This window comes from Kitasatospora sp. NPDC056327, assembly GCF_042261735.1.
In the GTDB taxonomy this organism is placed as follows: Bacteria; Actinomycetota; Actinomycetes; order Streptomycetales; family Streptomycetaceae; genus Kitasatospora.
Genome location: NZ_JBHJRC010000283.1, coordinates 3,009 through 10,868 on the forward strand (window position 1 = coordinate 3,009; position 7,860 = coordinate 10,868).

Here is a 7,860-nt window from a genome sequence, read left to right on the forward strand (position 1 = left end):
GGTCGGAACCGGGCCCACGGAGGGGAGACGACGCGGCGGCGCCTACTGCGCCTTCGCCTGGGCGAGCTGCATCAGGTGGTCGGCGAGCGCCTGGCCGCCGGACGCGTCACGGCTGATCAGCAGCACCGTGTCGTCGCCGGCGATGGTGCCGATGATCTCGAACACCTCCGCCTGGTCGATCGCCGAGGCCAGGAACTGCGCCGCGCCCGGCGGCGTGCGCAGCACGACCAGGTTGCCGGAGGCCGTGGCGGAGACCATCAGCTCGCCGGCCAGCCGGGCCATCCGGCCCTCGGTGGCGGACTCCCCCATCGGCGCGCGCGGGGTGCGGTCGCCGCCCTCGGCCGGGACGGCGTAGATGAGCGCGCCGTCCCGGTTGCGGATCTTCACCGCGCCCAGCTCGTCCAGGTCCCGCGACAGGGTGGCCTGGGTGACCACCAGTCCGTCGTCGGCGAGCAGCTTGGCGAGCTGGCTCTGCGAGCGCACGGGCTGGCGGGTGAGCAGGTCCACGATCCGCCGGTGGCGCGCGGTGCGGGTCTGCGGGACCTGCGGCGTCGGGCCGGCGGCGCTCGGGCCGGAGTGGGGAACGGTCATGTGATGATTCTCCCGGACTACGCGCGGTTCGCCGCGTCCGGGGCGCCCTCGCGCACCGCGGCGAGCACGCCCGGCAGCGCGGCGAGGAAGGCGTCGGCCTCCTGCTCGGTGAGCACCAGTGGCGGGGCGAGCCGCACCGCGTCCGGCACCGCCGCGTTCACCAGGAAGCCGGCCTCCTGGAGGCCCGCCTGGACCCGTGCCGCCACCGGCTCGGTCAGCACGATGCCCAGCAGCATCCCGGCCCCGCGCACGTGCGCCACCAGCGGGTCGCCGAGCGCCTCGACGCCGTGCCGCAGCCGCTCGCCCACCTTGCGGGCGTGCTCCAGCAGGCCCTCGGACTCGATGGTGTCGAGGACCGCGAGACCGGCCGCCGCGGCGACCGGGTTGCCGCCGAAGGTGGTGCCGTGCTGGCCCGGGGTGAGCAGGTCGGCCGCCTCACCGAAGGCCAGCACCGCGCCCATCGGCAGGCCGCCGCCGAGCGCCTTGGCGAGCGTGACGACGTCCGGCTCGACGCCCTCGACGGCTTGGTGGGCGAACCAGTGGCCGGTGCGCCCGACGCCGGTCTGGATCTCGTCCAGGACCAGCAGGGTGCCGGTGGCGCGGGTGATCGCGCGCGCGGCGGCCAGGTAGCCGTCGGGCAGCGGGATCGCACCGTTCTCGCCCTGGATCGGCTCCAGGAAGACGGCGGCCGTCTCCGTGGTGACGGCCGCGCGCAGCGCCTCGACGTCCCCGAACGGGACGTGGGTGACGTCGCCGGGCAGCGGGCGGAACGGCTCCTGCTTGGCGGGCTGGCCGGTGAGCGCGAGGGCGCCCATGGTGCGGCCGTGGAAGCCGCCCTCCAGGGCGACCAGGTGGGTGCGGCCGGTCCGGCGGCTGATCTTGAAGGCCGCCTCGTTGGCCTCGGCGCCGGAGTTGCAGAAGAACACCCGGCCGGTGCGCCCGTCGAGGGCCAGCAGCCGCTCGGCGAGGGCGATGGTGGGCTCGGCCATGAAGAGGTTGGAGACGTGGCCGAGGGTGGCGATCTGCCGGCTGACGGCCTCGACGACGGCCGGGTGGGCGGTGCCGAGGGCGTTGACGGCGATGCCGCCGAGGAGGTCGGTGTACTCCTTGCCGTCGGCGTCCCAGAGCTTGCTGCCCTCGCCGCGCACCAGCGGGATCCGCGGGGTGCCGTAGTTGTCGGTGAAGCTGTCCTGCCACCGGCCGGTGAGCTGGGCGTTGGAAGTCATGCGAGTCCCCCGGTCACAATCGGTTCGTCGTCGGGCACGACCATCGTGCCGATGCCCTCGTCGGTGAAGATCTCCAGCAGGAGGCTGTGCGGCACCCGGCCGTCCAGGACGCGGGCGGTGCCGACGCCGGAGCGCACGGCCCGCAGGCAGCCCTCCATCTTGGGCAGCATGCCGCTGGCCAGGCCGGGCAGCAGCTCCTCCAGTTCGGAGGCGGTGAGCTGGCTGATCACGTCGTCGGACTCCGGCCAGTCCTTGTAGAGGCCCTCGACGTCGGTGAGGACGACGAGCATCTCGGCGCCGAGCGCGGCGGCGAGGGCGGCGGCGGCGGTGTCGGCGTTGATGTTGTAGACGTGGCCGTCGGTGCCGCGGGCGATCGAGGAGATCACCGGGATGCGGCCGTCGGCGATGAGCGCCTTCACGGCGCCGGCCTCGATGTTGACGATGTCGCCGACCAGGCCGATGTCCACCTGCTCGCCGTCGACGACCGCGTACCGCTTGATCGCGGTCATGGTGTGGGCGTCCTCGCCGGTCATGCCGACCGCGAACGGGCCGTGCTGGTTGAGCAGGCCGACGAGCTCGCGCTGGACCTGGCCGGCCAGCACCATCCGGACCACGTCCATGGTCTCGGGGGTGGTGACCCGCAGGCCGTTGGTGAACGAGGACTCCAGGCCGAGCCGGTCCAGCTGGGCACTGATCTGCGGGCCGCCGCCGTGCACCACGACGGGGTGCAGCCCGGCGTAGCGCAGGAAGACGACGTCCTTGGCGAAGGCGGCCTTCAGTTCCTCGTCGACCATGGCGTTGCCGCCGAACTTGATGACGACGGTCTTGCCGTGGAAGCGCTCCAGCCACGGCAGGGCCTCGATGAGCGTCACGGCCTTGGGCAGCGCGGTGTTGTTTCGGGCCTGTTCGCCCTTGGGTGCGATCTGCACGGTGGTGGTCCCCGGCTCGGTGGCGACGGTCAGGTGGAGTAGGCGCTGTTCTCGTGCACGTAGTCGGCGGTGAGGTCGTTGGTCCACAGGGTCGCGGCGGCCCCGCCGGCGTTGAGGTTCGCGGTGATGACGACCTCGCGGCCGGTCATGTCGACGAGGTCGCGGTCCTCCCCCACGCTGCCGTCGCGGCAGACCCAGACGCCGTTGATGGCGACGTCCAGGCGGTCGGGGTCGAAGGCGGCGTCGGTGGTGCCGATCGCGGCCAGCACCCGGCCCCAGTTGGGGTCCTCGCCGTGGATGGCGCACTTGAGGAGGTTGTTGCGGCCGATGACCCGGGCGACGCCGACGGCCTCCTCCTCGGTGGCGGCGCCGGTGACGTCGATCCGGATGTCCTTGCTCGCGCCCTCGGCGTCGCCGATCAGCTGGCGGGCGAGGTCGGCGCAGACGGTGCGCACGGCCTCGTCGAACTCGGCGCCCTCCGGGACGACGCCGCTGGCGCCGGAGGCCAGCAGCAGCACGGTGTCGTTGGTCGACATGCAGCCGTCGGAGTCGATCCGGTCGAAGGTGGTGCGGGTGGCGCCGCGCAGCGCGGCGTCCAGGGCGGCGGCGTCGGTGTCGGCGTCGGTGGTGAGCACGACCAGCATGGTCGCCAGGCCCGGGGCGAGCATGCCGGCGCCCTTGGCCATGCCGCCGACCGTCCAGCCGGCCGCGCTGGTGACCTGGGCGGTCTTGTGGACGGTGTCGGTGGTCTTGATGGCGACGGCGGCGGCCTCGCCGCCGGTGGCGCTGAGCGCGGCGGCGGCGGTGGCCACGCCGGGCAGCAGCACGTCCATCGGCAGCCGCACGCCGATGAGGCCGGTGGAGGCGACGGCGACCTCGCCGGCGCCGATCCCCAGCTCCTCGGCGACCTTCTCGGCGGTGGCGTGGGTGTCCTGGAAGCCGAGCGGGCCGGTGCAGGCGTTGGCGCCGCCGGAGTTGAGGACGACGGCGGAGACCGCGCCGCCCTTGAGGACCTGCTCGGACCAGAGCACCGGTGCGGCCTTGACCCGGTTGGCGGTGAAGACGCCGGCCGCGGCGAGCGACGGGCCGTCGTTGACGACGAGCGCGAGGTCGGGGGTGCCGGAGGCCTTGATCCCGGCGGTGACGCCGGCGGCCCGGAAGCCCTTGGCGGCGGTCACGCCGGTGTTCTGGTGGTCGGTCACGGTGCGACTCCGTTCACGGGAAGGCCCAGCTCCTCGGGCAGGCCGAGGGCGATGTTCATGCTCTGCACCGCACCGCCGGCGGTGCCCTTGACCAGGTTGTCGATCGCGCTGATCGCCACGATCCGCCCGGCGGCGGCGTCCAGGGCGACCTGCACCAGGGCGGCGTTGGAGCCGTAGACGCTGCTGGTCCGGGGCCACTGGCCCTCGGGCAGCAGGTGGACGAACGGCTCGTCGGCGTAGGCCTTCGCGTAGGCGGCGCGCAGGTCCTCGGCGCCGACCCCCGGCTTCGCCTTCGCGGAGCAGGTGGCGAGGATGCCGCGCGGCATCGGGACGAGGGTGGGGGTGAAGGAGACGGTGACCGGCTCGCCCGCGACCGGGGTGAGGTTCTGCACCATCTCCGGGGTGTGCCGGTGGACGCCGCCGACGCCGTAGGCGCTGACGCTGCCCATGACCTCGCTGCCCAGCAGGTGGGTCTTGGCGGCCTTGCCGGCGCCCGAGGTGCCGGAGGCGGCGACGACCACGGCCTCGGGCTCGGCGAGACCGGCCGCGTAGGCGGGGAACAGGGCGAGCGAGACGGCCGTCGGGTAGCAGCCAGGGACGGCGATCCGGTTGCCGCCCATGAGCGCGGCGCGGTGGCCGGGCAGCTCGGGCAGGCCGTAGGGCCAGGTCCCGGCGTGCGCGGAGCCGTAGAACTGCTCCCAGTCGGCGGCGGCCCTGAGCCGGAAGTCGGCCCCGCAGTCGACGACCAGCACGTTCTCGCCGAGCGCCTCGGCGACGGCCGCGGACCGGCCGTGCGGCAGCGCCAGGAACACCACGTCGTGGTCGGCCAGCACCTCCGGGGTGGTGGGCTCCAGGACCCGGTCGGCCAGCGGCAGCAGGTGCGGCTGCAGCAGTCCCAGCCGGGTGCCCGCGTTCGAGCCGCCGGTCAGCGCCCCGATCTCCACCTCCGGGTGGCCGAGCAGCAGACGCAGCACCTCACCGCCCGCGTACCCGCTCGCGCCGGCGACGGCGACTCGCAATGCCATGGCGTTCCTCCTTCGTCGTGGCATGAATATACGCAGTACCGAACATTCATGCAAGGAGTATGCGAAGGAACGCCGGCCGGGAGCCGCCCCGCGCGGGTGCTCAGCGCTTGACGGCCCTGAGCACCACGAACTTCGGATTGCCCGCGACCGTGCGGCAGTTGCCGAACAGCCGGCGCAGCTTGACGTGGTAGCCGAGGTGGCGGTTGCCGACCACCCACAGCTCGCCGCCGGGGCGCAGTGCGCGGCGGGCGCCGGTGAACATCCGCCAGGCGGTGGCGTCGGTGGTGGCCTGGTGGGAGTGGAACGGCGGGTTGTTGAGGACGAGGTCCACCGAGCCGGGTGCCACGGCCGCGTCGTCGAGCGCGTCGGCGGTGAGGAACGCGGCGCGGGCGTCCGGGCCGAGGTTGGCGCGGAAGGTCTCCTCGGCGGAGGCGACCGCCTGGTGGGACTCGTCGACGAAGAGCAGCTCGGCGCCGGGGGCGGCCAGCGCGGCCGCGGTGCCGACCACGCCGTTGCCGCAGCCCAGGTCGACGACCCGGTCGCCGGGGGCGGCGGTGGGCAGGTGGGCGAGGAGGAAGCGGGTGCCGATGTCCAGGCGGTCGGCGCAGAACGTCCCGGCGTGGTTGACCACGGTGCGGCCGGAGACGGGGCCGATGCCGCCGGGCAGCGCGTAGCGGTGCGGCCAGGGGTTGGGGCCGGGGGCGGGCGCGCCCTGCGGGGTGCCGAGGATCAGCCGGGCCTTGCGGACGGCGAGCGAGGTGCGGGTCGGACCGAGGATCCGCTCGAAGAGTTCGAGGGTGGAGGTGTGGATCTCGGTGACCATGCCGGTGCCGAGGACGACGCTGTCCGGGTGCAGGGAGGGGGCGAGCCGGTGGAGCTGGTCCTCCAGCAGGGCGAGGCTCCTGGGGACGCGCACCAGCAGGACGTCGGTGCGCGCCGGCGGGGTGTCGCGGGTGGTGAGCAGGCGCACGGCGGCGGGGTCGGCGCCGGCCCGGGCGAGGTTGGCGGCGGTGGCGCGCTGGGCGAGGTGGGAGTCGCTGATCTGGGTGATCCCGGGGGCGTCGGGGGCCCGGCCGGGGCCTGCCGCCAGCGCGGTGGCCAGGGCGCCCCAGCGGTCGCCGAGGACGGTGACGGCGCGCCCGGCCAGGCCGGTGGCCGGGCCCTGGGCGGAGTCGCCCGTGCCGGCCAGGTGCCGCAGCAGGTACTCGTCGGCGGCGTCCCAGGCCCGGAGCCGCTCGCGCGGGTCCTCCGGGTGGCGGGTGAGGGCGAGCGGACCCCAGGGGGTCGGGAAGGGGGTCGCGGCGTCGGGTGCGGCGGCCGGTGCGGCGGGCGTGGCGGGGCGGTTCATCGTGCCCCAGGCTAGCCGACCGGCGCCGGGCGGCGGCCCGGGCGAACGGCGCGGGCGAGCGGGCCGGGCGGAGCGGGGACGGACCGGGGCGGCGCGGGGCGGCGCGGGGACGGGCGCCGGGGATCCCGGGCGCGGTCGGGGGGCGCGGCCGATACTGGAAGGGCCCGAGGGGAGCCGAGGGAAGGCACGAGGCCATGGACTGGAAGCTCGAAGTGGTGGTGGTCCCGGTGACGGACGTCGACCGGGCGAAGCTCTTCTACGAGGAGCAGGCCGGTTTCACCGTCGACCACGACACCCGGATCCGTGACGGCGTGCGGGTGGTCCAGCTGACCCCGCCCGGGTCGGCCTGCTCGATCGTGGTGGGCACGGGCCTCACCGAGGCGGCGGCCGGGTCGCTCAAGGGCCTCCAGCTGGTGGTGCCGGACATCGACCGGGCGCACGCGGAGCTGACGGCCCGCGGCGTGGAGGTGAGCCCGGTGCAGCACTTCGAGTCCGGGGCCCGGGTGGACGGGCGGGGCGGGGCGTGGAACTCCTTCGTGTTCTTCAACGATCCGGACGGCAACGGCTGGGCGGTCCAGGAGGCGCCGGGCCGGCGCTGAGCCACGGCCGGCGCTGAGCCACGGGCGGCGCGAAGCCGGGGGCGGCGCCGGGCCGGGGCCGCGCAACCGTCCCGCCTGCTCCGCCGGGCGGGCCGCCCGGCGCCGCTGGGTAGGCTCGGGGGATGACCGAACACGAGGGAAGCGTCCGGGTGGACAGCTGGATCTGGTCGGTGCGGCTGGCCAAGACCCGGTCGGCCGCGGCGGACGCCTGCAAGGCCGGGCACGTGCGGGTCAACGGCGAGCGCGCCAAGCCGGCGCAGTCGCTGAAGCCCGGCGACGAGGTGCGGGTGCGGATCGAGGGCTGGGAACGGGTCGTCGTGGTCACGAAGCTGATCCGCAAGCGGGTCGGCGCGGACGTCGCGGCCGGGTGCCTGGTCGACAACAGCCCGCCGCGCCCGGCGCGCGAGTTCGTCGCCGCGGCCGGCGCGCGCGACCGCGGCGCCGGGCGGCCCACCAAGCGCGACCGCCGCGAGATGAACCAACTCCGCGGTCGGTGACCGGGCCGGCGGGGCGTCGCGCAAGGCCACGGCAGGTTCCTGCCGAATTGGTCTCGACCATTGCAGGAGCTCCACAAGCGGAGGAGGCTCACTGCGAAGCGTCGGGCGGGCAGTCCGGCGCTCGTGTCCGAGGAAGGAAGGCACCGGCATGGCACTGCGCAAGGCGGTTTCCACCCTGGCTCTGGCCGGCACGATCGCGGCGGGCGGGCTGATGGTCGCCCCGGCCGCCCAGGCGACCACGGCCAGGACGACCGGCTTCGTCTACGTCGGCATCTATCCGAGCGGTGACGCCTGTCACGCCGCGGGCAAGGCCCTCGTGGCCCGCGGCCAGGCGTTCAACTACTTCTGCGACGTGCTCGACTTCCCGCCCTACACGGCCCGCCTCTCCATCTGGGTCTGATCGCACGGCGGACGGGCCCGGCGGCGCTCCCGGCCGCCGGGCC

Annotated in this window: 9 protein-coding genes; 3 read left to right on the forward strand and 6 right to left on the reverse strand. The window is 74.8% G+C overall.

Features of this window, described 5'->3' with window-relative positions; genetic code table 11:
- Nucleotides 1-42: 42 nt before the first annotated feature.
- The 6 genes from ACFCX4_RS29645 to ACFCX4_RS29670 form a co-directional block, all read right to left on the reverse strand.
- Nucleotides 43-591 (reverse strand): arginine repressor, encoded by a 549-nt coding sequence (locus ACFCX4_RS29645; RefSeq protein ID WP_376148976.1) that lies wholly within the window; start codon nucleotides 589-591, stop codon nucleotides 43-45.
- A 17-nt stretch (nucleotides 592-608) separates the two neighbouring features.
- Nucleotides 609-1,817 (reverse strand): acetylornithine transaminase, encoded by a 1,209-nt coding sequence (locus tag ACFCX4_RS29650; RefSeq protein ID WP_376148979.1) that lies wholly within the window; start codon nucleotides 1,815-1,817, stop codon nucleotides 609-611.
- Nucleotides 1,814-2,746 (reverse strand): acetylglutamate kinase, encoded by a 933-nt coding sequence (gene argB, locus ACFCX4_RS29655; protein WP_376148982.1) that lies wholly within the window; start codon nucleotides 2,744-2,746, stop codon nucleotides 1,814-1,816. The genes ACFCX4_RS29650 and argB overlap by 4 nt, the downstream gene beginning before the upstream one ends.
- A 29-nt stretch (nucleotides 2,747-2,775) precedes the next feature.
- The gene (argJ, locus tag ACFCX4_RS29660; RefSeq protein WP_376148999.1) at nucleotides 2,776-3,924 is read right to left on the reverse strand and encodes a bifunctional glutamate N-acetyltransferase/amino-acid acetyltransferase ArgJ; all 1,149 of its coding nucleotides are present in this window, start codon (nucleotides 3,922-3,924) and stop codon (nucleotides 2,776-2,778) included.
- A 20-nt stretch (nucleotides 3,925-3,944) separates the two neighbouring features.
- Nucleotides 3,945-4,973, reverse strand: coding sequence for an N-acetyl-gamma-glutamyl-phosphate reductase (gene argC, locus ACFCX4_RS29665; RefSeq protein WP_376148984.1), 1,029 nt, complete (start codon nucleotides 4,971-4,973; stop codon nucleotides 3,945-3,947).
- A gap of 100 nt (nucleotides 4,974-5,073) precedes the next feature.
- Entirely contained in the window at nucleotides 5,074-6,321 is a 1,248-nt protein-coding gene (locus ACFCX4_RS29670) for a methyltransferase (RefSeq protein ID WP_376148987.1), read from the reverse strand.
- A 194-nt stretch (nucleotides 6,322-6,515) separates the two neighbouring features.
- Between ACFCX4_RS29670 and ACFCX4_RS29675 the strand changes: the two genes are divergently transcribed.
- The 3 genes from ACFCX4_RS29675 to ACFCX4_RS29685 all read left to right on the forward strand — a co-directional run bounded on the left by ACFCX4_RS29675 (nucleotide 6,516) and on the right by ACFCX4_RS29685 (nucleotide 7,817).
- A complete protein-coding gene (locus ACFCX4_RS29675) occupies nucleotides 6,516-6,920 on the forward strand; it encodes a VOC family protein (RefSeq protein WP_376148990.1) in 405 nt (134 codons plus the stop codon).
- 122 nt (nucleotides 6,921-7,042) lie between these two features.
- Nucleotides 7,043-7,417 (forward strand): RNA-binding S4 domain-containing protein, encoded by a 375-nt coding sequence (locus ACFCX4_RS29680; protein ID WP_376148993.1) that lies wholly within the window; start codon nucleotides 7,043-7,045, stop codon nucleotides 7,415-7,417.
- A 148-nt stretch (nucleotides 7,418-7,565) separates the two neighbouring features.
- Nucleotides 7,566-7,817, forward strand: a complete 252-nt coding sequence (locus ACFCX4_RS29685; protein ID WP_376148996.1) for a hypothetical protein — start codon at nucleotides 7,566-7,568, stop codon at nucleotides 7,815-7,817.
- The last annotated feature ends 43 nt before the right edge of the window (nucleotides 7,818-7,860 follow it).